The organism is Conexibacter sp. CPCC 206217 (genome assembly GCF_030646165.1).
Lineage (GTDB): Bacteria > Actinomycetota > Thermoleophilia > Solirubrobacterales > Solirubrobacteraceae > Conexibacter.
This window is the reverse complement of sequence record NZ_JAUTDO010000001.1, coordinates 61,354-83,161: the sequence shown is the minus strand read 5'-3', so window position 1 is coordinate 83,161 and position 21,808 is coordinate 61,354. Positions and strand designations below refer to the sequence as shown.

Annotated in this window: 17 protein-coding genes; 12 read left to right on the top strand and 5 right to left on the bottom strand. The window is 72.1% G+C overall.

The genetic code is table 11. The features are described from left to right. Positions 1 to 78 precede the first annotated feature (78 nt). The 3 genes from Q7L65_RS00350 to Q7L65_RS00340 all read left to right on the top strand — a co-directional run bounded on the left by Q7L65_RS00350 (position 79) and on the right by Q7L65_RS00340 (position 6,469). Positions 79 to 4,989 carry a LamG-like jellyroll fold domain-containing protein gene (locus tag Q7L65_RS00350; RefSeq protein WP_304719122.1) on the top strand — a complete coding sequence of 1,637 codons (4,911 nt, stop codon included), beginning with the start codon at positions 79 to 81 and terminating at the stop codon, positions 4,987 to 4,989. A gap of 122 nt (positions 4,990 to 5,111) precedes the next feature. Further along, on the top strand, positions 5,112 to 5,693 hold the full coding sequence (locus Q7L65_RS00345) for a dihydrofolate reductase family protein (protein ID WP_304718215.1): 582 nt from the start codon (positions 5,112 to 5,114) through the stop codon (positions 5,691 to 5,693). Between the two features lie 212 nt (positions 5,694 to 5,905). Continuing rightward, positions 5,906 to 6,469 carry a dihydrofolate reductase family protein gene (locus Q7L65_RS00340; protein WP_370552499.1) on the top strand — a complete coding sequence of 188 codons (564 nt, stop codon included), beginning with the start codon at positions 5,906 to 5,908 and terminating at the stop codon, positions 6,467 to 6,469. 195 nt (positions 6,470 to 6,664) lie between these two features. Here Q7L65_RS00340 and Q7L65_RS00335 read toward each other — a convergent pair whose 3' ends face one another. Beyond that, positions 6,665 to 7,909 carry an LLM class flavin-dependent oxidoreductase gene (locus Q7L65_RS00335; protein WP_304718213.1) on the bottom strand — a complete coding sequence of 415 codons (1,245 nt, stop codon included), beginning with the start codon at positions 7,907 to 7,909 and terminating at the stop codon, positions 6,665 to 6,667. Further along, positions 7,906 to 9,102, bottom strand: a complete 1,197-nt coding sequence (locus tag Q7L65_RS00330) for an LLM class flavin-dependent oxidoreductase (protein ID WP_304718212.1) — start codon at positions 9,100 to 9,102, stop codon at positions 7,906 to 7,908. The genes Q7L65_RS00335 and Q7L65_RS00330 overlap by 4 nt, the downstream gene beginning before the upstream one ends. Positions 9,103 to 9,172: 70 nt before the next feature. Between Q7L65_RS00330 and Q7L65_RS00325 the strand changes: the two genes are divergently transcribed. The 3 genes from Q7L65_RS00325 to Q7L65_RS00315 all read left to right on the top strand — a co-directional run bounded on the left by Q7L65_RS00325 (position 9,173) and on the right by Q7L65_RS00315 (position 12,516). Further along, positions 9,173 to 10,198: an LLM class flavin-dependent oxidoreductase gene (locus tag Q7L65_RS00325; protein WP_304718211.1), complete on the top strand. Its 1,026-nt coding sequence runs from the start codon at positions 9,173 to 9,175 to the stop codon at positions 10,196 to 10,198. 9 nt (positions 10,199 to 10,207) lie between these two features. Continuing rightward, positions 10,208 to 11,068, top strand: coding sequence for a sulfite exporter TauE/SafE family protein (locus tag Q7L65_RS00320; RefSeq protein WP_304718210.1), 861 nt, complete (start codon positions 10,208 to 10,210; stop codon positions 11,066 to 11,068). A gap of 65 nt (positions 11,069 to 11,133) precedes the next feature. Further along, positions 11,134 to 12,516 carry a tetratricopeptide repeat protein gene (locus Q7L65_RS00315; RefSeq protein WP_304718209.1) on the top strand — a complete coding sequence of 461 codons (1,383 nt, stop codon included), beginning with the start codon at positions 11,134 to 11,136 and terminating at the stop codon, positions 12,514 to 12,516. Here Q7L65_RS00315 and Q7L65_RS00310 read toward each other — a convergent pair. Genes Q7L65_RS00310 through Q7L65_RS00300 form a run of 3 tightly spaced genes read right to left on the bottom strand, consistent with a single transcriptional unit; the run spans position 12,456 to position 15,432 of the window. Then, a complete protein-coding gene (locus tag Q7L65_RS00310) occupies positions 12,456 to 13,622 on the bottom strand; it encodes an NAD(P)/FAD-dependent oxidoreductase (protein ID WP_304718208.1) in 1,167 nt (388 codons plus the stop codon). The genes Q7L65_RS00315 and Q7L65_RS00310 overlap by 61 nt on opposite strands. Further along, positions 13,619 to 14,158, bottom strand: coding sequence for an OsmC family protein (locus Q7L65_RS00305; RefSeq protein ID WP_304718207.1), 540 nt, complete (start codon positions 14,156 to 14,158; stop codon positions 13,619 to 13,621). Before Q7L65_RS00305 ends, Q7L65_RS00310 begins: the two co-directional genes overlap by 4 nt. Next, on the bottom strand, positions 14,155 to 15,432 hold the full coding sequence (locus Q7L65_RS00300; RefSeq protein ID WP_304718206.1) for a hypothetical protein: 1,278 nt from the start codon (positions 15,430 to 15,432) through the stop codon (positions 14,155 to 14,157). The genes Q7L65_RS00305 and Q7L65_RS00300 overlap by 4 nt, the downstream gene beginning before the upstream one ends. Before the next feature lie 111 nt (positions 15,433 to 15,543). On the opposite strand from Q7L65_RS00300, the gene Q7L65_RS00295 reads away from it, so the two are divergent. From Q7L65_RS00295 to Q7L65_RS00270, 6 genes are all read left to right on the top strand, one after another. Next, a complete protein-coding gene (locus Q7L65_RS00295; RefSeq protein ID WP_304718205.1) occupies positions 15,544 to 16,638 on the top strand; it encodes an ABC transporter substrate-binding protein in 1,095 nt (364 codons plus the stop codon). A 4-nt stretch (positions 16,639 to 16,642) separates the two neighbouring features. Continuing rightward, positions 16,643 to 17,695, top strand: coding sequence for an ABC transporter permease (locus tag Q7L65_RS00290; protein WP_370552498.1), 1,053 nt, complete (start codon positions 16,643 to 16,645; stop codon positions 17,693 to 17,695). Continuing rightward, positions 17,668 to 18,453 (top strand): ABC transporter ATP-binding protein, encoded by a 786-nt coding sequence (locus Q7L65_RS00285; protein ID WP_370552497.1) that lies wholly within the window; start codon positions 17,668 to 17,670, stop codon positions 18,451 to 18,453. Before Q7L65_RS00290 ends, Q7L65_RS00285 begins: the two co-directional genes overlap by 28 nt. Next, positions 18,437 to 20,266 carry a copper resistance protein CopC gene (locus Q7L65_RS00280; RefSeq protein WP_304718202.1) on the top strand — a complete coding sequence of 610 codons (1,830 nt, stop codon included), beginning with the start codon at positions 18,437 to 18,439 and terminating at the stop codon, positions 20,264 to 20,266. The genes Q7L65_RS00285 and Q7L65_RS00280 overlap by 17 nt, the downstream gene beginning before the upstream one ends. 27 nt (positions 20,267 to 20,293) lie before the next feature. Next, entirely contained in the window at positions 20,294 to 20,614 is a 321-nt protein-coding gene (locus Q7L65_RS00275; protein ID WP_304718201.1) for a YdhR family protein, read from the top strand. A 100-nt stretch (positions 20,615 to 20,714) separates the two neighbouring features. After that, entirely contained in the window at positions 20,715 to 21,764 is a 1,050-nt protein-coding gene (locus tag Q7L65_RS00270) for an Ldh family oxidoreductase (protein WP_304718200.1), read from the top strand. The last annotated feature ends 44 nt before the right edge of the window (positions 21,765 to 21,808 follow it).

The window sequence follows — 21,808 nt, the reverse complement described above, 5'->3', positions numbered from 1 at the left end:
CGTACTCCCGCATGAAAGACCCTCGTGAACCCTTCGATCCCTTCGAATCGACATTCGCTGCGCAGGCTCTTGGCCAGCATGCTGCTCGCCTGCACCCTGTTCGTCGGCCTGCTCGCCTTCGGCGCCGCTCCCTCCCACGCGGAGGACGTACCGCTCCCGGTGGCCGACGTGCTGGATGTCGACTTTGCTGACGGCACGGCGGTTGATCACGTCGCGAACGCGGCGCCGAGTCTTGTGTTCGGCGCCCCCGCGATCCTTTCTGAGGAGAGTCTCGGCCGCAACTACGCCAGCTTCGATGGTAGAAGAGACTCCTACGGATATCCGCTCGATTACACGTCGCTGACCAGAGGTCTGACGGTCGAGTGTTACTTCCGCTACGACGGCGATCTGCCGAGCGGCAGCGACAACCGCAACGTCTGCTCCAACGTCGAGAGCGGCGGCTTCGCGATCAACCTCCGTGGCGATCAGCTCACCTTCAACTTCAACACGACGACTGCCACAGCCCGTGCGGCGATCACCGCCCAGAAGGACACCTGGTATCACGTCGTCGCCGTCTGGGACGGCGAGAAGATCCAGCTGTACGTCGACGGACAGCTCGCCGGCGAGACCGCGGCCGGCGAGCTCGCCCCGCCCAAGGAGAACTCGCGCTACTTCCAGCTCGGCGCCGACAGCGGCACCAACAGAACCGCTCAGTCGTACGCCAGAGCCAGCGTGACGCTGGCCCGCGTCTACTCGTTCCCGGTCACGGCCGAGCAGACCAAGGCGCTCTACGACGACGCGCGCAAGAACGCGCCCGCCGATCCTGACGACCCCGGCACTCCCGGCGACCCTGACGATCCCGGCGATCCCGGCGACGTGGGAACCCCCAGAGCCGACGTGCTGGATGTCGACTTCGCTGACGGCACGGCGGTTGATCACGTCGCGAACGCGGCGCCGAGTCTTGTGTTCGGCGCCCCCGCGATCCTTTCTGAGGAGAGTCTCGGCCGCAACTACGCCAGCTTCGATGGTAGAAGAGACTCCTACGGATATCCGCTCGATTACACGTCGCTGACCAGAGGTCTGACGGTCGAGTGTTACTTCCGCTACGACGGCGATCTGCCGAGCGGCAGCGACAACCGCAACGTCTGCTCCAACGTCGAGAGCGGCGGCTTCGCGATCAACCTCCGTGGCGATCAGCTCACCTTCAACTTCAACACGACGACTGCCACAGCCCGTGCGGCGATCACCGCCCAGAAGGACACCTGGTATCACGTCGTCGCCGTCTGGGACGGCGAGAAGATCCAGCTGTACGTCGACGGACAGCTCGCCGGCGAAGCCGAGGCCACCGGCGACCTCTCTCCCCCCAAGGAGAACTCGCGCTACTTCCAGCTCGGCGCCGACAGCGGCACCAACAGAACCGCCCAGTTCTACGCCAGAGCCAGCGTGACGCTGGCCCGCGTCTACTCGTTCCCCGTCACGGCCGAGCAGACCAAGGCGCTCTACGACGACGCGCGCAAGAACGCGCCCGTCGCGGTGGAGGCCCCCAGGGCCGACGTGCTCGACGTCGACTTCGCCGACGGCACGGCCGCCGACCACGCGCGCGACGTGCCGGCGCAGGTCAGCGGCGCGCCGGCGATCGACACCGACGCCCTGCTGGGACGTCCGGTGGCGCACTTCAACGGGATCGCCGACTCCTACGGCTACTCGCTGGAGGGCCAGTACGACAGGCTCGCCGCCGGCATGACGGTCGAGTGCCTCGTGAGCTTCGACGGCGTCCTGCCGCTGGGAGACACCAACCAGAACCTCTGCTCGAACGTGGAGAGCGGCGGCTTCTCGATCAACATCCGCGGCGCGGACCTCAGCTTCAACTTCAACACGGCCGGCGGTGCCGCACGGGCCACCGTTCCCGCCGAGCGCAACCGCTGGTATGACGCCGTCGGCGTGTGGACCGGCACGCAGGTCCAGCTGTACGTCGACGGCGAGCTGGTCTCCCAGTCCGACACCACCGGTGCGATCGCGCCGCCCTCCGCCAACGCACGGGTCTTCCGGCTCGGCGCCGACAGCGGCTCGAACGGCAGCGTGCAGTTCTACGCCCACTCCCGTGTGTCGCTGGCACGCATCTTCAGCTCCGCGCTCGACGCCGGGCAGATCCGCGCCCTCTACGCGGACGCGATGAGAGACTCGCGCAAGGACGAGCAGCCGGCGCTCCTCTCCACCCGGCCCGCGGCGGATGAGAACGTCACCTCCTCGGTGGAGCTGCGTGCCGTGTTCTCGAACCCCGAGCTGCTGCTGGGCCAGCCGCGCTTCCTGCTCGACGGCGAGCCGGTCGAGCCCGGCGCCGCCATCGGCCCCGGCATGCAGTTCGGACGGCACACGCTGACCGTCCAGACCGAGACCGTCTTCGGCGTCCCCTTCAGCCAAGACGTCAGATTCACGACTGGCAACATCCCGCTGCTGGGCATCGGGAGGGTGGAGCAGGCGCGCGGCCTCACCAGGCTCCTCGCCTCGGCCGACAACCCCTCGGGCAACCAGGTCTTCACGACCTTCACCGGGGCCGACGTCGCCCCCGGTGAGGGCGTCGTGCAGGGCGTGGTCGACGCGATCCCGGCGACGCTGTCGTTCGACTACGCCGAGGGCTCGGACCTGTCGAGCGCGTTCGGGCCCGGACGGGACAACGCCCTCGCCAGCCCGGCGACCGGCTCGGCGCTCCCGTTCCAGCGCTTCGCGATCGCCGCCGATGCCGAGCGGGTGAGCGGCACCCAGATCGTCTGGACCGGCTACGCCGACCCGGCTCGTCTCGTCACCCTGTACGCGTGGAACGACGCGAGCGGCGCGTGGGAGAGACTGGCCGATACCCGCGGCGCCTCCGACGCGCCGGTGACGCTGTCGGCGCCCGCCTCGGCCGACGAGGTCGTCGGCGGGGCGATCCAGGTCCTGGTCGTCGGGGAGGACCCGTTCGCGGACGACCTCAACGCACCGGTGCGGGACGCCTTCGAGGATCCCGACGACTACGACTTCTCGATCGCCCACTTCTCGGACCCGCAGTTCGTGCCGAGAGGCGTCGTGCAGTCGGAGAACGCGGCGGTGCAGGACGCGTGGCGCAACGCCTACACGAGCGTGACGGACTGGATCGGGGAGAACGCCAGAGAGCGCAAGATCGCGTTCGCGTTCAACACCGGCGACATCATCAACGACTGGGCGGCCGGGGCGACGAACGAGACCCTTGCCCGCAAGGAGTTCACCTTCGCCTCGGAGGCCCAGAAGCGGCTCGACGACGCCGGCGTCCCCAACAACGTCCTGCCCGGCAACCACGACAACAGAGCCGGCAAGGACAACGGCGCCGGCAGCGTCTACAACGACTTCTTCGGCCCCGATCGCTACGAGGCGCTCTCCGAGCTGCCGTCATGGAAGCAGGAGAACGCCAGCTACGACCCGTGGCGCGAGGGCGAGAACGACAACAGCTACGTCCTCTTCACGACGGGCGGCCTCGACTTCGTGGCGGTCATGCTCGGATACGACGTCACCCAGGAGGAGGCCGACTGGGCGAGCGGCGTGCTCGACCAGTACGCGGATCGCAACGCGATCGTGCTGACCCACTCCTACAACGGGCCCAGCACCCGGATCGACGGACGGAGAGGGAACTTCTCCCACGACGGCAGCCGCGTCTACAACAGAGTCGTGTCGCCGCACCGGAACGTCTTCCTCGTCCTCTCCGGCCACGAGCACGGCGTCAGCATCAACGTGCGCAAGAACGCCGGCACGCCGCGGCACGACGTGGTCGAGTTGCTCGCCGACTACCAGGGCTACAACATCGAGTCCAACGAGGTCGGCCTCGCAGACGTGCTCGGCGACCACGTCAAGCTGCGGATGGGCTCGAGCTACCTCCGCCTGCTGCAGTTCGACGTCGCCCGCTCGGAGATGAGCGTCGACACCTACTCCCCGATGCTCGACGACTTCGGCAACACCGAGCACGACCCCGGCCGCCGCTTCAACGGGCACGAGGACGATTTCAAGCTGCCGATCCAGCTCGAGACGCGCAGAACGAGCTTCTCGACGAGCCTGGTCGGCCTGATCGCGCCCTCCGAGACCGTGATCGGCGAGCAGGTCGCCCCCTCCGGCGCCATGGCCTCCGTCGAGTGGCCGGGGTTGACCGACGGCGAGGCGTACGCCTGGTACTTCACCAGCCGCGACACGAAGAGAGACGCCGCCGGCACCGGCGTGCGCGCCTTCGGCGGGGTCTTCTTCGCAACCCCGGCCGGCACCGACCTGACCCCCCCGGTGATCACGGTTCCGGCACTGCCGACGGTGCTGCCGGTCGGCGGCGCGTTCGACCCGCTCGACGGGGTCGACGTGCGCGACGACGTCGACGGCGACCTGCGTTCGACGACGCAGGTGATCGGCACCGTCGACAGCTCCGTTCCCGGCGTCTACACGATCGCGTACGTGGTCGAGGACGCCAACGGCAACCGCTCCGTCGCATCCCGCGCCGTGATCGTGCGCGCGGACGAGGAGACGGAGCCGACCCCGCCCGATGAGCCGACCCCGTCCGATGAGCCGACCCGGCCGTCCCCCGATCCCGGCCAGATGACCCCGGATCCCGGCGCATCCCCGCCGGTGGCGCCCGGCACCCCGCCGGCGACGCCCGACGCCCAGCCGATGGCGCCGACCGGCGAGGGGATCGCGCCGGCGAAGCGCTCCAAGTCACGGATCACGGTGGGCAAGGTCGAGAGCGTCCCGGTCGGCACGCGCGCCACGCTCAAGGTCCGCGTGTCCGGCGCGACCGCGTCGCGGCCGACCGGAACGGTCAGCGTCGAGTCCGGCAAGAGGGTCCTCGTCAAGAAGGTCCGGGTCGGCCGCAACGGTCTGGTGACCGTGCGGTTGCCGCGACTGAATCCCGGCAGGTACGTGATCCGGGTGCGCTACCACGGCGATGCGCGTCACGCCGCGGCGCGCAGCAAGGCGATCACCGTCGTGGTGAAGAAGGCGATGAAGTCGGCTCGCCGGCACTGATCGGCGCTGACGCTCCCCGGCGGTCAGCTCACGCGAGTGCTGTCACGGCCGGGCGGCGATGAGTTTCGCCGTGGTCTGCGGTCTATTCACATGCCCGGTCAACCGCGCTCGAGGAGAGCATGATGACTGCTATCTACACCTTCGACGTCTTCGCCAGTCTCGACGGCTACGGCTCCCAGAGCGGTGGCGATTGGGGCGGCTACTGGGGCAAGCAGGGCCCCGAGCTGCTCGACCATCGCCTCGCCTTGTACGAGTTGGAGCAGCGGATGGTCTTCGGCGCCAACACCTATCGGCAGTTCGTGCGAATGCTGGCCTCGAGCACCGAGGAGTCCGACGTGCGCGACCCGTGGGTCACTCGGATGTGGGGCCTGCCGGCAACGGTGGTGTCGACGACGGTGGAAGAGCCCCTCGACCGACCGAACGCGACCGTCGTGAGCGGTGACGCGATCGACGTCGTCGCCCGGCTCAAGGAGGAGTCCGAGGTGCCGCTGCGCTCGCACGGCAGCCTGTCGATGAACCGGGCGCTGATGGCCGCCGGCCTGGTCGATCGTGTCCAGGTGACGGTCTTCCCTGTGATCACTGGTCAGACCGGAGCGGAACGGATCTTGCAGGGCGCGGCCGACTTCGACCTCGAGCTGATCGAGAGCCGGACGCTCGACGGCGACATCCAAGAGCTGGTCTACCGGCCCACCCTGCATGTCTGAGTCCGTCCATGACGGCGCAGGTTCAGCGGGCGTACACGATGACGCCGACGCGGGCGATGCAGAGGCGCCCCGATGAGGTCGGTGCGATCAGGGCGTAGCCGTCGAAGGCGACGCCCCACAACCTCCCCGATGGCACGTCGCGCCGGTGACCGATGATTCTTCCGCGCTCTGCTGGTCTGTACGCCAGATACCGACTCACGGGAGGCTGACGTATGCGGAGACTGACCTTTGCCATGAACCTGACCCTGGACGGCTACATCGCCGCGCCCGGGGACGACCTCGGCTGGAGCGTGCCGTGCGATGAGCTGTTCCAGTGGTGGTCTGACCGGGTGGGGGCGACGGGCCTGGCGCTGTATGGGCGCAAGCTGTGGGAGACGATGAGCTCCCACTGGCCGACCGCCGACCAGCAGCCCGGCGCCACACCGGCGGAGATTGAGTTCGCGCGCCGCTGGCAGGAAATGCCGAAGGTGGTGTTCTCCTCGACGACCAGCGCGGTCGACTGGAACGCCCGCCTGGTCACCGGCGACGCGGTCACCGAGATCGCCCGGCTCAAGGCCGAGGATGGCGGCCCCATGGACATCTGCGGTGCCACGCTTGCCGCGGCGGCCATGCGGGCCGGGCTGATCGACGAGTACGTGATCGTCACCCATCCGGTCCTGGTGGGCGGCGGCACGCCGTTCTTCACGGCCCTGGACGACTGGGTGAAGCTGAGCCTGGTGGAGACCCGGACATTTCCCAACGGCGTGCTCCTGACGCGGTACGAGACCAACCGTTGAGTGCCCGACGTCGGACCGGCCCGAGGTGCTGGCGCTGCAGGGCGTCGGGCGCAACCTGCGCGACCATCCCAACGTCTCGCTGGAGATCGACGCGCCCGCGTCCGTGTCGCTGGAGGACCCGCGCCATCAGGTGGTCCTCGTCCACACGGCGGAGGGCTCGCCCAAGCGATCGGCACGCAGGGTCGTGCGTTCCGTCTACGCCGGCGCGCCGGTGCGCAGGCCGAGGTGCTCGCGCAGCGTCGTGCCGGCGTAGTCGCGGCGGAAGCTGCCGCGCTCCTGCAGCAGCGGCACGACGCGGTCGGCGAAGGCGTCGAGGCCGCCGGGGGTGACGTGGGGGATCAGGATGAAGCCTTCGCAGGCGTCGCCTTGGACGTGCGCGTCGATCGCGTCGGCGACCGTCTGCGGCGAGCCGACGAACGACTGCCGGCTGGCCATCTCGACCATCAGGTCGCGGATCGACAGCCCGTCGGCGGCGGCGCGCTCGCGCCACGCGTCGGCGACCTGCCGGCGGCGGCCGGTGAAGGAGCGTGCCTGGATGCTGCCGGGCGCGATCGTGCTCTCTCCCTCGATCGGGTCGACGTCCGGCAGCGGGCCGTCGGGGTCGTAGGCGGACAGGTCGCGGTTCCACAGCTGTTCGAGGAAGACGATCGCGGTCGGCCCGCTGACCTGCTGGCGGCGCACGATCGCGGCCAGCTCCTGCGCCTCGGCGTCGCTGTCGGCGAGCACGAAGGTCGCGCCCGGCAGCACGAGCAGGTCATCCGGCTCACGGCCGTAGCGAGCCAGACGGCCCTTGACGTCGGCGAAGAAGGCCTGGCCCGCGGCCAGCTCGCCGTGGCGCGTGAAGATCCCGTCGGCATGCGCGGCGGCGAACTCGCGTCCTGCGTCCGAGTCGCCGGCCTGCAGGATCACGGGGCGGGTCTGCGGCGAGTGGGGCTGCCACGACGACCACATCGCGTCCGCGGCGCCGAGGACGTCGCCGCCACGGGCGTAGCGGTCGGCGTAGGGGAGGTAGGCGCCGCGGCGGAAGTTGCCGCCGGTCAGCGCGTCGGAGGAGGTGACGAGGTTCCAGCCCGCGCGTCCGTCGGAGAGGTGGTCGAGCGTCGCCAGCTGCAGGGCCGTCTCGTAGGCCTCGTGATAGGTCGTCGTCAGCGTCGCCATCAGGCCGATCCGCTCGGTCACGGCTGCGAGCGCGGCGAGCAGCGTGAGGCTCTCCGGCCGCCCGGCGACGTCGAGGTCGTGCAGCCGACCGGCGTGCTCGCGCATGCTGAGTCCCTCGGCGAGGAAGAAGAAGTCGAACTTCGCGCGCTCGGCGGTCTGCGCGAGTCGCACGAACGAGTCGAACTCGATGTGGCTGCCGGAGGCCGGGTCGCTCCACACCGTCGTGTTGTTGACGCCCGGGAAGTGCGCGGCGAGGTGGATCTGCCGGCGGACGCCGCTCATCGGCTCGGCGGTCCCGCGGCTGCCTGGGACGCGGTGGAGAGACGCGCGGAGTAGCGGTTGGCGGGGCGCGGCAGCCCGAGCAGGCCGCGCAGCGTCGTCGCTTCGTACATGCGGCGGAACGCTTCGCGCGCCTGCAGCTCGGGCACGAGGCCGTCGGCGATCGCGTCGAGGTCCCGCGGCAAGGCCGCCGGTAGCAGCCGCACCCCCGTCGCGCCGGCGGCGCGCCACGCGAGCAGCTCGTCGGCGAGGCGCGCGGGCGTGCCGGCGAAGAGCGGCACCCCGGGCGCCCAGGTGGCGCCGTCGCGCGCGTCGAGGCGCGCGAGTCGCTCCCGCGCTCGGCGCTCGTCGGCGTCGAGCACGACGGCGAGGTCGACGAACAGGTGCAGCGTCGCGCCGCTCCGACCCGCCTGCGCCTGTGCGTCGGCGACCACGGCGCGCAGTGCGGGCAGCTGCTGTGGATCCTGCGGCGCGGCGAGGACGACGTCGGCGGCGGCACCGGCGAAACGCAGCGCCTCGGGCGTGCGCGCCAGCGCGGCGATCGGCGGCTGACCCTGCGGCGGCCGTGGGGTGATCGAGGGCCCGCGCACGCTGAGGCGCCCGCGGACGAAGTCGATGTGGTGGATGCGCTCGCGGTCGATGAAGCGGCCGCCCGCGACGTCGCGGATCTCGGCGCCGTCCTCCCACGAATCCCACAGGCGCCGCACCACCTCGACGTGGTCGGCGGCATCGTCGAACAGCTCCTGCTCCGACCAGGTCGACAGCTCGCCCCGACCGGCCTCGATCGCCTCGTCGGCGTGCGCCGACACCCGCGCGAGCCAGCCGGCACGTCCGCCGGAGACGACATCGAGCGTGGCGACGGCTGTCGAGACGTGGAACGGCTCCGTGAAGCTCGTCGTCGCGGTCGGGAGCAACCCGATCCCCGCTGTCGCCGGCGCCATCCGCGCCGCCAGCAGCAGCGGGTCGAGCCGCACCCGAACGCGGTCGAGACGGTCGCCGCCGGGCCGCGGCGCGAGCGGATCCTCGAACGTGACGATGTCGAGCAGCCCGCGCTCGGCGGTGCGCAGCTGCGCCAGCCAGAAACCGGCGCGCGTCGGCTGCTCGGCATCGGCGGCCTGCTCACGCCGCGCCGCAGGGTGCCAACCGGAGTCGGCGAGCGCGACCGCGAGGTGGAGCGGGGCAGTTGCGAAGGGCATCGGTCGTTCGAGGGTAGCTGGAGAGTTCGACAGATGTCGACTATTCCGCTCGACATGCTAGGAATAGGCCGTGCTCCTCTCCGTGCTCGAACAGGCGCCGGCGTGTATCGGCGACCCGCCTGGCGCAGCGATCGGCGGCGCGTTCGCACTTGCGCGGCATGTCGACGCACTCGGCTTCACGCGCTTCTGGGTCGCCGAGCACCATGCGCTCGGCGCGGTTGAGAGCTCGGCGCCGGAGGTCGTGATCGGCCAGCTCGCGGCCGCGACCGCGCATCTGCGCGTCGGCTCCGGCGGCGTGCTGCTGCCCAACCACCGTCCGCTGCACGTCGCCGAGCAGTTCCGCGTGCTGGAGACGCTGCATCCAGGGCGGATCGACCTCGGCATCGGGCGCTCCGAAGGCGCGACCGACGACGCGACGGTGCTCGCGTTCGCGCGCCCGCAGGACAACGCGCACGCCGGCGGCTTCGCCCGCCAGCTGGACGAGCTGCTGGCCTTCGGGGAGGTCGCGCCGCTGCCGGCGGACGATCCGCTGGCGTCGGTCCGCGCGACGCCCCACGGCGTCGCGCTGCCGCCCGTCTTCCTGCTCGGCTCCAGCCCGGACTCGGCGGCGACCGCCGGGCGCCTGGGGCTCGGCTACGGGTTCGCGGTGCACACCAACCCGGAGCGCGCCGTGGAGGCGCTGCTGCGCTACCGCGCCGAGTTCGTGCCCTCCGCGCAGCGCCGCCGGCCGCATGCGATCCTCGCCGCGATGGTGATGGTGGGGGAGGACGACGAGCACGCGGCGGCCCTGAACGCGCCCTGGCGGCTGGCGATGGCGCGCCATCGCGCCGGCAGCCCGTCGCGGCTGCTGCCGGTCGAGCAGGCGCTCGCCCACGACTGGAGCGAGGCGGAGCGGGAGGCGCACGCGGGCCTGCATCCCGAGGCGGACGTCGTCGGCGGCCCTGAGCGCGTGCGCGAGCGGATCGAGCGGCTGGCCGCCGCGGCGCGCGCCGACGAGCTGATCGCGATCACGAACACCTCCGATCCCGCCGAGCGGCGCGCCTCGTTCACGCGCCTGGCGGAGGTCTTCGAGCTGAGGCGTCCGCGGCTCGTCTAGGGTGGCGCGATGCCCTGGGAGTGGCCGGTCGGTGCCGTGTGCGCGTTCGTCGTGGCGTTGGCGACGACGCCGGCTGGCGTGTCGGGCGCGGTGCTGCTGCTGCCGGTGCAGGTGAGCGTGCTCGGCGTCGCGAGCCCGGCGGTGACGCCGACGAACTTGCTGTTCAACGTCGCGGCGGTGCCCGGAGGATTGCTGCGGTTCTGGCGCGAGGCGCGCCTGGTGAGTCCGCTGTTGCGACTGCTGGTGGCCGGTGCCTTGCCGGGCGTCGTGGCCGGGGCGGTGATCCGCGTCGAGTTGCTGGCTGGCGAGCGGGCGTTCATGGTCGTCGCGGCGGGGGTGCTGCTGCCGCTGGGGTTGTGGCTGCTGCTGGCGGCGCAGCGGATGCAGCCGCAGCGGCGCGAGCTGACCCCTCGCACACGGCTGGCGCTGTGGGCGGCATCGTTGGTGGTCGGGACGGTCGGCGGGATCTACGGCGTCGGTGGCGGGTCGCTGCTGGCACCGCTGCTGCTCGCGATCGGCTTCACCGCCTACGAGGTCGCGCCGGCGACGTTGGCCGCGACTTTCCTGACCTCGATCGCCGGGATCGCGACCTACGTCGTGCTGCAGCAGACCGGGACCGGAGCGATCGGACCGGACTGGGCACTCGGCGCGTTCCTCGGCGCGGGCGGCTTCGCCGGCAGTTATTTCGGCGCACGCCTGCAACGCCACCTGCCCGACACCGCACTGCGCCGCTTGCTCGGCCTGATCGCCTGCCTCGTCGCCGCTCGCTACCTGCAGACAGCGACGCAGGATCGCGCCTCGGATCGGCACGCCGACGCCAGCGTGCTCGTGCAGCCGGTGCGTGGCGCGCCCGCGCGCGCGCCTGCGTGAGCGGCCGCTCCGCGGGCCCGCGGATACTTGACCAAAGCGATCGACAATCTGAGACAATGGCGGACATGGGACACGCGCGTGCGGACAGCGCTGCGAGTGACAACGGTGGCCCCGAGGCGCTGCGGCACGTCGAGCGCGCGACCGACGCGCTGCTGCACTTCAGCAGCGACCTGGAGGACGAGATCGCGGCGGCGCTGCAGTGTGACCCGACCTGCCCGATGGCCCGGATCCTGGATGCCTACGTGCACCTGCTGACGACCGAGCCCCAAGACGCGGCGGCCGCGGCGGCGACGTGGTCGGAGGATGCGCCGCAGGGGCGTCTGAGCGACCGCGAGCGCGGTCACGTCGCGGCGATCGAGCGGTGGCTGCGTGGCGACATGCGCGGGGCCGGCGAGCAGCTGCTGGCGCTCACGCGCGACCAGCCACGCGACGTCGTCGCGCTCGCCGTCGGCCATCAGATCGACTTCTTCACCGGCGAAGCGACCATCCTGCGCGACCGGATCGGCGGTGCGCTGTCGGCGTGGCGTGAAGACGACCCGCGCTTCGGGCCCGTGCTCGGGATGTTCGCCTTCGGGCTGGAGGAGAGCGGCGACTACGGCCGCTCTGAGGAGACCGCGCTGCAGGCCGTCGAGCTGGACGAGCGCGACGTCTGGGGCATCCACGCCGTCGCGCACACCTATGAGATGCAGGGACGCGTCGCGGACGGCGTGCGCTACCTGGATGCGCATGAGCGCGCGTGGGCAGAGGGCAACTTCTTCACCGCGCACAACTGGTGGCACTACTGCCTCTACGCGCTGGAGTCCGGCGACGTCGGGCGGGCGCTGGAGATCTACGACGCGGAGCTGCACCATCCCGGCGTCGAACTGGTCTCGATGCAGCTGCTCGACGCGGCGGCGCTGCTGTGGCGCCTCTATCTGGAAGGACATGACGAGACTGTGCGCTGGCGTGAGCTGGCGGCGGCGTGGGACGGCAAGGTCGACCCGGCCTTCTACGCCTTCAACGACATGCACGCGGTGATGGCGTACGTCGGCTGCGGTGACTTCGCGCGCGCCGAGCGGCTGATCGCGGATCGCCGCCGCTACGTCGAGACGACCGCGCCGACCGTCACCAACCGCGCGATGACCGCCGACGTCGGTCTGCCGGTCTGCGCGGCGCTGCTCGCCTTCGGCCAGGGCAAGTACGGGCGGACGATCGACCTGCTGCTGCCGATCCGCCGGCGCATCAACGAGTTCGGCGGCAGCCACGCCCAGCGCGACGCGGTCCAGCGCACGCTGCTGGAGGCGGCGATCCGCTCCGGTCGTGGGGCGCTCGCGCGGACGCTCGCGAGCGAGCGCCTGTTCGTCCGTCCCAGCAGTCCCTACAACGGCCTGAAGCTCGTCCAGGCCGATCAGGCCGCCGCGACAGCGAGCCGGTCCAACAGCTCCGACGGACGCCGGGTGCGCGAGTAGACGTCGACGAAGTCGCGCGCGAGCGCGGGTTCGCGCGCGAGCGCTCGCATCAGCGCGGCGGTCTCGTCGCGCTCCGGCGCTCGGGCGGCGCGGCGGCTGAAGTCGTACAGCTCGCGGTTGGCGCTCTCACGCCACGGGCCGAAGGCGCGGCGCTGCGTGCCCGCCAGCAGCATCGGCGCGAGCGCCTCGGCCGCGGCGAGGGCGTCGGCGATCCCTTGCACGGCGGCCGGGTGCTTGAAGTGACCCGCGTCGCCCACCAGCGTCCAGCCGGGACCGGTCGGCCGCCGCCAGAAGCCGTCGAGCGCGGTCGCGGCGATCACCTTCTTCGACATCCGCGCGCGCTCGAGGCGGCGCCGCAACTGCGGGACGGCGTGCACGCGCGCGAGGTAGGTCTGCGCCCGCGGTCGACCGTCCCAACCCTCGTGCGGTCCGAGCACGGCGACCACGTGGTAGCCGTCGTCGGCTGGGAAGTGCATCGCAGTCCACGGCGGCTGTACGTAGAACTCCTGCAGCTCGCGGCGCGGGATGCCGCGCCAGTAGGCGTATGCCATCGCGGTCGGGCTCGCGGCGACCTCCTCGCGCCCGACGCCGAGCAGCCTCGCGACCGTCGAGCGCGCGCCGTCGGCGCCGACGACCTGGCGCGCGCGTAGCTCGACCTGAACACCGTCGAAGCGGCCGGCGATCCCGTGGACCGGGTCCGTGTCGGTGCCGGCGCCGAGCAGCCGCTCGACGAAGAATCTCTCGTGGACGGTGGCGCCGGCCGCGCGGGCTCGGCGCACGAGGATCGCGTCGAGCGTGAAGCGACGCACGCACAGCGCCCAGTCACGCCCGGCGATCGGCGTGTGCGCGGCACGCCACGAGACGTTCTCGTGGTGCCACGAGGTGTGCAGCGGCGGCGGCTCGTGCCAGAGGATCTCGTCGAGCGCGCCAAGGCGGTCGAGCGCCGCGAGCGCGTTGGGGTAGAGGACGTGCGTCGAGAGCGTGTCGGAGGGAAACGAGGCGCGGTCGACGACCGCGACGCGCTGGCCGGACCGTGCGAGGTTGATCGCGAGGGCGCTGCCGGCGGCACGCGCGCCGACGACGATCGTGTCGTAGGCCTCGCTCAAGGGATCGCGGCGATTCCGCCGGTTCGCTGCACCGTCACGGGCGTCGGCGCGGCCACGGTGTTCGGGATCGGCGCCTGCGCGACGACGCGCGCGTGGATCCGGTCGAGCAGCTCGGACGGCGCGCCGGGCGCCTCGACGGCGACCTCGACGTCGATCGCCTCGAAGCCGGGGTGGCCGTCGGCGACGCCGTATGCCGCCGGCAGGTTCACACGTCCATGCGCGGCGACGGTCAGCGATGTCAGCTCGACCCCGTGCGCCGCTGCACTGCCGGCCCACCCGACCGCGATGCAGTGGCCGATCGCGCCGAGCAGCAGCTCCTCCGGCGACGGGCCGCTGCCGCCGCCGGCGAGCGCGACCGGCTCGTCGGCCGCGATCGCGTCGTGTTCGTCGAACCGGACCTCTGTGCGATAGCCGCCCTGCCAGTGCACGCGCGCGCCGAACGGCACGCGCCCGCTGTCCGGCGCGGCGGCGAAGCGCGCGGCGATCGCGCGCGACCCGACGAGGTCGACGCCGTTGAGACCGGGGCCGCTGCTCATGCGCCGTGCCAGCGCGCGTCGTGCTTGGCGTGCGTGTCGAGGTACGCGCCCGGTCCGAAGTGCTGGTCGTAGAAGCCGAGGTCGAGGTGGTGCGCCTGCAGGTAGTTGCGCGCGTAGACGGCGGGGACGGTCGCCGGGAAGCGGCCGTGCACGTCGTAGATGTGCTGGGCGATCAGCGCGGTCGCCTCGATCGCGCGCTCGCTCGCGGGGACGGCGCCGCCGCGGACGGCGGCGTTGTCGCGAAACGGACCCGCGGTGTCGCGGTTGAACGGGCCGCCGGCGCCGAACTTGCGCGCGACGAGCGCCCGCGTCGCCGCTTCGAGGTCGACGACGTGGGGTGGGGTGAACCCCTCGAAGACGCCTTCCAGCCCGGTCGGATTCGGCGTCGCCCAGCTCGGGTCGCTGTCGTAGCGGAAGCCGAGGCCAGGATAGTCGTCACGGCCGCTGGCGCCGAGCAGGCCGAACACGTCGATGCCGTCGAACGACCAGCCGCCGAGGCCGATCGCATTCAGCGTCAGCGCGCCGGCGTAGGCGCCGGTCGCCAGCTCGACGGAGACCTGCGCGAGCGCGTGCTTCTCGACGAAGCTGAGCGGGCGCGGGCTGTCGAGGTCGAGCAGGTCCGCGTACTGCTCGATCCCGGCGATCGGCTGTCCGGAGAGGTCGTCGAAGAGGCCGTAGCCGTTCTGGACGAAGTACCAGATCACGGCGAGCAGGTGCTGGGCGAGATCGGCGACCGGCAGGATCAGCGTCGTGCCGGGCTTGTTGACGACGAAGTTGTTGTGCGGCTCCAGCCACGGCGCCTGCCGGGGGATGTGGAGTCGTTCGTCGGAGAGCTTGCGAACGAGCGGCCGGTGGGCCTCCAGCAGCTCGTCGATCGACGCGCCCGGCGCCGCGAGCGAGGCGCTGTCGCGGGTGGAGAGGAAGAAGAGGCCGTCGTCGTTGGTGAAGAAGAGGTCGGAGACCTGGAAGCCGGCGCCGGAGATCGACGGCCGCCCGACGGCGCTGCCGCCGTAGTTGGCGATCGCCGGGCGGTCGTCGTAGACGATCCCGTAGTTCCAGCCGGTCGCGCCGCCTGTTGCCAGCAGCACGAGCAGCTCTTCGGCCCGGGACAGCGGCTGCGGCTCCGCGGAGGAGGTGTACGCGAGCGGACCGCTCGGCAGCGAGGCGCCCTTCGCGAAGCGGCGCGAGCGGCGCCCGAGCAGGGTCTGCAGGAACGGCTGCGCCTCCAGCGCGCGCAGCGCCTCGGCGGGGATCGACGTCGTCTGGGTTGCCATGCGGTTCGACCTCCGGGCTGACTTGACGGAACGGGCCTGTTGCTGCAATCCTGGCAAACCCGACCGGTAATGTCTAGTTTTAAATCAGGCCCGCGAATTGGAGGCGAAGGGATGAACGAGGGACTCAACGACGGCGTGCCGGAGCGGCAGCGGCTGTCGCGCCGGCAACTGTTGGCGCGGGGCGCGATCGGCGTCGGCGCGCTCGCCGTCGGCGGCGGCGTGCTGGCGGCCTGTGGCGACGACGGCGGGTCTGAAACCACTGCTGGGGCGGGCAGTGTCCAGAGCACCGCGAAGAAGGGTGTCAATGGCGGCCTGGGCGAGCAGATCGTGCTCGGTTGGGGCGGCGCCGCCTGCGAAGCTCCGCTCTACTCCGCCTATCACGAGGGCTTCTTCAGAGACGAGGGCCTCGACGTCAAGCTCGTCAAGTTCAGCGGCACGACGATCAACGACGCGCTCTCGACCGCGAAGATCCATGGCGCACCGGGGATTCTGTTCGAGTGGCTGAAGCCGATCGAACAGGGCCTCAACGTCCGGCTCGTGACCGGCCTGCATCGCGGCTGCCTGCGTTTCGTGGCCGGCAACGACAGCGGCATCACCGACATCTCGCAGCTGAAGGGCAAGGCGGTCGGCACCGATGCGATCGGGGGCTCTGCGATGGCCTTCTTCTCCGTCGACCTCGCGAAGGCGGGGATCGACCCGAGCAAGGACATCGACTGGCGGATCTATCCGCCCGACCAGCTCGGCACCGCGATCGAGAAGGGCGAGGTGCCGGCGATCGTCGGCTCCGATCCGTTCGCGTGGACGGTGCAGCAGGCGGGCAAGGGCGTCGAGATCGGCAACAACCTCTCGGCCGAGCACAGAAGACAGTTCTGCTGCACCGTCGCGCTCAACAAGAACCTGATCGACGAGTACCCGGAGGTCGCCGCCAGCATCACCAGAGCGTGGGAGCGCGGGGCGGAGTGGGTCGGCCAGAACATTCCCGCCGCGGCGCAGATCGAGGTCGACAACAAGTACGTCCCGGTCTCCAGAGACGACATCTCCGGGCTGCTCAGCAGCTACGTCTGGGCGCCCGGGACCGACGACTTCTACAACCAGCTCGAACAGGGCGCGAAGGACTTCAAGGGGACGGGCTACCTCGACGACTCGACCGACCCCGTCCAGCTGGCGAGAACGGCGTTCGTCGACATCAAGGCGCAGGTGGCCTAGGTCGATGTCGGTGACCGCGCTCCACGAGACGGCGCGGGCGGGAGCCGCGGGCTCTGCCGTCACGTCCGGCGCCGCCGTCCCACCCGCCCGTCGCACCACGCCGCTGCCGGCGCTGCTCGCCGCCGCGGCGTGGGCGGCGGCCGGTGCGCTGACGCTGATCTGGCCAGACGAGCAGGTGTCGGGTCTCGGGCAGGCGAGAGTGACGGGGACAGGGCTCGTCGCGGCGGTCGCGTTCGCGCTCGCCGGCCTGGCGCTCGCCGGCGGCCTGATCGGCCTGCGCCGGCGGTCGCTCGGCGCGCGGCTGGCGCACGCCGTGCCGTGGCTGGTCGTGCTGGCGGCGCTGTTCACGACGTGGGAGCTGCTGACGGCGAAGACGGGGACGCTGACGCCGCCGTACTGGGCGTCGCCGCAGCGGATCCAGGCCGACTTCCGCTCCGACCACGTGCTGCTGCTGCAGAGCCTCTGGTCGTCGCTGCGGCTGCTGCTGGAGGGGTACGCGATCGGCGCGCTGACGGGTGTGCTGGTCGGCGTGGCGATGGGCTGGTCGCAGCGGGTCAACTACTGGCTGCACCCGATCCTGCGGACGATCGGCCCGCTGCCGCCGGTCGCGCTGATCCCGATCATGTTCGTGCTGTTGCCGTCGTCGGGCAGCGCGAGCCTGCTGCTGATCGCGCTGAGCGCCTGGTTCCCGGTGACGGTGCTGACCTTCTCCGGCGTCTCCGGCGTCAGCCGCGCCTACTACGACGTGGCGCTGACGCTCGGCGCGAGATCGCGCTTCCTCGTCACGCGCGTCGCCGTTCCGGCGGCGCTGCCGTCGATCTTCGTCGGGCTGTTCATGGGCCTCGGGATGACCTTCCCGACGCTCGTGATCGCCGAGATGCTCGGCGCCAGAAACGGGCTCGGCTGGTACGTCCAGTGGCAGCAGCACTGGTCGGCCTACCCGAAGATGTACGTCGCGCTCGTGCTGATGGTCGTGCTGTTCTCCGGGCTGCTGACGTTGCTGTTCGTCGTGCGCGACCGCGTGCTTGCATGGCAGAGAGGTCTGGTGCGCTGGTGAGACCGGTCGCGGTGGAGATCAGCGGCGTCGGCCACGGCTACGGGACGCTGGCCGTGCTGTCCGAGATCTCGGTGGAGGTCGCGCCGGGCGAACTGGTCGCGCTGCTGGGACCGTCCGGCAGCGGCAAGTCGACGCTGCTGCGACTGGTCGCGGGGTTGGAGGCGCCGCTGCATGGGGCGGTCCGCGTCGACGGCGTCGGCGTGTCCGGGCCGGACCCCTCGCGCGCGCTCGTGTTCCAGGATCCGACGCTGTTCCCGTGGCGATCGGTGTGGGCGAACGTCGCCGTCGGTCCGCAGGCGCGCGGGCGGCTGAAGCAGGAGCGCGGTCGGATCGACGAGGCGCTCGCGCTCGTCGGGCTGCAGGGTTTCGAGCAGGCGCTCCCGCACCAGCTCTCGGGCGGGATGGCGCAACGGGTGGCGCTCGCTCGCGCACTCGTCAACAGACCGCCGCTGCTGCTGCTCGACGAGCCGCTGGGCAAGCTCGACGCGCTGACGCGGCTGTCGCTGCAGCGCGAGCTGCTGCGGCTGTGGGAGGGCGGCAGCTTCACTGCGCTGCTCGTCACGCACGACGTCGACGAGGCGCTGCTGCTGGCCGACCGCGTGATCGTGCTGAGCGACCGCCCCGCGCGGATCCTCGCCGACCTGCGCGTCGACCTGGAGCGCCCGCGCCGCCACGCCGACCCGCGCCGCGAGCGGCTGCGCGACAAGGTGCTCGACCTGCTCGGACTGGCCGAGGCGCGGGATGGCGCGGCGGCGTAGCGCGCTCGCGCTCGCCATGGCGGTGACCGTCCTCGCGGGGGCGGCGCCGACCGCGGCGTCGGCGCACACGTCGCTCGTCGCGGCGACGCCCGCACCCGGGAGCGTCGCCGCGTCAGCGCCGCGTGCACTGACGCTGACGTTCTCGGAGCCGGTCGACGCCGGGCTCGCGGCGGTCCATGTCGTCGCGCCCGACGGCCGTCGCGTGGACGTGGGGGCGGTCGCGCCCCGCTCCGGCGCGTCGAAGCGACTCCGCGTGGCGCTGCGCGGCGGGCTGCGCGACGGCACCTACGCGGTCGCCTACCGGATCGTCTCGGTCGACGATGGTCACACGATCCCCGGCGGCTACCGCCTCTCGGTCGGCCACGTCGGCGCGCCGCCGCCGGTACGGCTCGACGAGCTGATCGCGCGCGTCGGTCCGCCGCCCGGGACGAGCACCGAGCTGGACGTCGCGCGCGGCGTGCGCGACGGCGGCCTGGTGGTGCTGCTCGGCGCGCTGATCGCGCTGCTGATGGTCTGGCGCCCGGCGCTGGCCGACCTCGCCGGGCCATCCGACGACTGGCGTCGCGCCGCCGGCCGGGGCGGCCGGGCGCTGCGGCGGCTCGTCGTCGGCGCCGCGCTGGCGGGCGCGGCCGGTTCGCTCACGCTCGTCGCGCTGCAGGGCGCGGTCGCGAGCGGCGGCGGCCTCGCCGACGCATTCGCCGGCCGCGGCCTCGGCGCCGTCGCCGGCACGCGCTTCGGAGCGGTCGGCCTCGGCGCCGCGGCACTGCTGGCGGCGCTCGGCGCGGGCGTGTGGGCGAGCGGGCGGCCGCGGCGCGTCACGCCGGCGCCGCAGACGCCGGCACGGGCCGAGCGCGGGGATCTGCGGCTGGCGGAGCTGGGGGCGACCGGGGTCGCGGTTCCGGCGCGCGCCGACGCGGGGCTCGTGCTGGCGGCGGCGATCGCGGTCGTGCTGCTGCCGCTCGTTCCCGCGCTGACGGGTCACGCGGCCGCGCGCGACGCCGACCAGGCGGTGCCGTTTGCGGCTGCCCACGTGCTCGGCGCGGGCGTCTGGGCCGGCGGCGTCGCGGCGCTGGCGGCCGCGCTGTTCGCCGTGCGGACGCTCGGCCCGACGGCGCGGCGCGAGCTGACCGCGACGCTCGTGCGGCGCTTCGGGCCCTGGGCGCTCGGCGCGGTCGCGCTGATTGCCGTCAGCGGACTGCTGCAGGCGCTCGAACGCCTCTCCGCACCGGCCGACCTGACGCAGACCGCCTACGGTCGCGCGCTGCTCGTGAAGGCGGGTCTGTTGCTGATCGTCGTCGGCGTCGCTGCCGGTCACCAAGCCGAGGAGGGCGCGCGAGCGCGTCGTGCGGAGCGCTCGACGCGCCGCCGTCTCGCGGCCGAGCTGGCCGGGGTCGCCGCGATCCTCGCCGCGACGGCCGCGCTGTCCGGCTACCCGCCGCCGGACACCGCCGCCGGCGCGGCTGCGACCGGCACGCTCGCACTCGACTTCCACGCCGCTCGGCTGGAGGGCGCGCTGACGCCGGCGCGCGCCGGGCGCACGACGCTGGCGTTCGCGCTCGCAGATCGTCGTGGACGCGCCTTCGACGACCTGGAGCGGATCGACCTGACGCTGCGGCCACCGGGCGGCGCGGGCGCGGCCGCCGCAGCCGACGCGAGCGAGATCCGCCGCACGCTGCGCATGCGCCGTGACGGCAGCTACCGGCTCGCGCTCGTGATCCCGCGCGGCGGCCGCTGGCGGCTCGGCGTGCGGCTGCGGATCGATCGCTTCATCTCCTACCAGCGCAGCCAGGTACTGGAGATCTCATCCCCTTGACCACCACCAACCACAAGGAGCAGTGCGATGGCAGCAATCCTGCAGGTGAACTTCAGATGGGACGTGCCGGAGGACGTCGCGACCGGCGCCACGGCGGCCGACGCGCAGCCGTTCGCCGATCGCGAAGACGTCGTCTGGAAGATCTGGATCCGCGATCCGCAGACGAAGACCAGCGGCGGCGTCTACCTCTTCCGCGAGCGGCCCGACGCCGAGGCGTGGGGACGTGCGCTCGGCGAGCAGCTGGCCGGAAGAGAAGGGGTCAGCGACTACCGCGCGACCGCGTTCGACATCCAGGAGGAGCCGACGCGCGTCACGAGCGGGCCGGTCGACGTCTCGATCAGCGCGTAACGCGCCAGCCGCGAAAGGGCGGGCGGGCAGCCGGTCTGTGTCGCCGACACCGTCGTGCGCTTCTGTCGGTGACTCCGGCGGTCCGCCTATCCTGCCGCGCATGCCGACGATCGATGCTGCCGCGCTGCTCGCTTTCTCCTGCCGCGTGCTGCGTGCTGCGGGCATGCCGGACGGGGATGCGGAGGTGACGGCAGGGCTGCTCGTGGAGGCGAACCTGCGCGGCGTCGACAGCCACGGTGTGTTACGGCTGATCCAGTACGCCGACTCGATCGCGGCTGGTGACGTCGAGGGGAGCCCCGAGGTGCGGGTGCTCTCGCGCACGGGCTCCCACGCGCTGGTGGATGCCGGCGGCGGCTACGGTTTCGTTCCCACGACGCTCGCGTGCGACGTCGCGGGAGCGCTGGCGGACGAGCACGGCGTCGGAGTCGTCGGGGTGCGCGACAGCCACCACTTCGGGATGGGCGGGCCGTATGCGCGGCGGATTGCGGCGGCCGGCAACGTCGGCATGGTGCTCACCAACGCGGGGCCGGCGATGGCGCCGGCGGGCGTGCGGGTGCCGGTGGTCGGCAACAACCCGCTCGCGATCGCGGCGCCGCGCCGCGCGCCGCAGCCGCCGCTGGTGCTCGACATGGCGCTCAGCCAGACGGCCTTCGGACGGGTCCGGCTCGCGGCGGCGGAGGGGCGCGAGATCCCGCTCGGCTGGGCGCTGGACTCCGACGGTCAGCCGACGACCGACGCGCGGCGTGCGCTCGAAGCGCAGTTGCTGGCGCCGGTCGGCGGGCACAAGGGCCTCGGCCTGGCGTTGATGCTCGACGTGTTGGCGGGCGCGTTGACCGGGTCGCCCGTCGGGGCTGACGCGAGCACGCACGGTCAGCGTGCCGGTGGCGTCGGCCATCTCGTGCTGGCGTTGTCGCCGCAGCTGTTCGTCGAGCGCGAGGCGTTCCTCGACGCCGTCGAGCGGTTCGCCGACGGGATCAAGCTGCACGACGGCCCCGAGGCGGAGGTGCTGCTGCCCGGCGAGCGGGGCGACCGCAGCGCGGCACAGCGACGTGCCGACGGCGTTGACCTGTCGGCCGAGCTGGCGCTGCAGTTGGATGCGCTCGCGCGGCGGCTCGGCGTCGATCCGCTCGTGCCGGCCGGCGGCGCTTGACGGGCGGCCCTCGACAAGCTGCACGCACGTGTATCCGCACAGGT

What these genes read in the sequence shown, in the direction of transcription:
- Q7L65_RS00330 (WP_304718212.1), bottom strand. Translation starts at nt 9,102, where the DNA reads ATGCCCTTCGCAACTGCCCCGCTCCACCTCGCGGTCGCGCTCGCCGAC.
- Q7L65_RS00280 (WP_304718202.1), top strand. Translation starts at nt 18,437, where the DNA reads ATGGCGCGGCGGCGTAGCGCGCTCGCGCTCGCCATGGCGGTGACCGTC.
- Q7L65_RS00345 (WP_304718215.1), top strand. Translation starts at nt 5,112, where the DNA reads ATGACTGCTATCTACACCTTCGACGTCTTCGCCAGTCTCGACGGCTAC.
- Q7L65_RS00315 (WP_304718209.1), top strand. Translation starts at nt 11,134, where the DNA reads ATGGGACACGCGCGTGCGGACAGCGCTGCGAGTGACAACGGTGGCCCC.
- Q7L65_RS00300 (WP_304718206.1), bottom strand. Translation starts at nt 15,432, where the DNA reads ATGGCAACCCAGACGACGTCGATCCCCGCCGAGGCGCTGCGCGCGCTG.
- Q7L65_RS00270 (WP_304718200.1), top strand. Translation starts at nt 20,715, where the DNA reads ATGCCGACGATCGATGCTGCCGCGCTGCTCGCTTTCTCCTGCCGCGTG.
- Q7L65_RS00305 (WP_304718207.1), bottom strand. Translation starts at nt 14,158, where the DNA reads ATGAGCAGCGGCCCCGGTCTCAACGGCGTCGACCTCGTCGGGTCGCGC.
- Q7L65_RS00285 (WP_370552497.1), top strand. Translation starts at nt 17,668, where the DNA reads ATGGCAGAGAGGTCTGGTGCGCTGGTGAGACCGGTCGCGGTGGAGATC.
- Q7L65_RS00275 (WP_304718201.1), top strand. Translation starts at nt 20,294, where the DNA reads ATGGCAGCAATCCTGCAGGTGAACTTCAGATGGGACGTGCCGGAGGAC.
- Q7L65_RS00320 (WP_304718210.1), top strand. Translation starts at nt 10,208, where the DNA reads ATGCCCTGGGAGTGGCCGGTCGGTGCCGTGTGCGCGTTCGTCGTGGCG.
- Q7L65_RS00335 (WP_304718213.1), bottom strand. Translation starts at nt 7,909, where the DNA reads ATGAGCGGCGTCCGCCGGCAGATCCACCTCGCCGCGCACTTCCCGGGC.
- Q7L65_RS00290 (WP_370552498.1), top strand. Translation starts at nt 16,643, where the DNA reads ATGTCGGTGACCGCGCTCCACGAGACGGCGCGGGCGGGAGCCGCGGGC.
- Q7L65_RS00340 (WP_370552499.1), top strand. Translation starts at nt 5,906, where the DNA reads ATGCGGAGACTGACCTTTGCCATGAACCTGACCCTGGACGGCTACATC.
- Q7L65_RS00295 (WP_304718205.1), top strand. Translation starts at nt 15,544, where the DNA reads ATGAACGAGGGACTCAACGACGGCGTGCCGGAGCGGCAGCGGCTGTCG.
- Q7L65_RS00350 (WP_304719122.1), top strand. Translation starts at nt 79, where the DNA reads ATGCTGCTCGCCTGCACCCTGTTCGTCGGCCTGCTCGCCTTCGGCGCC.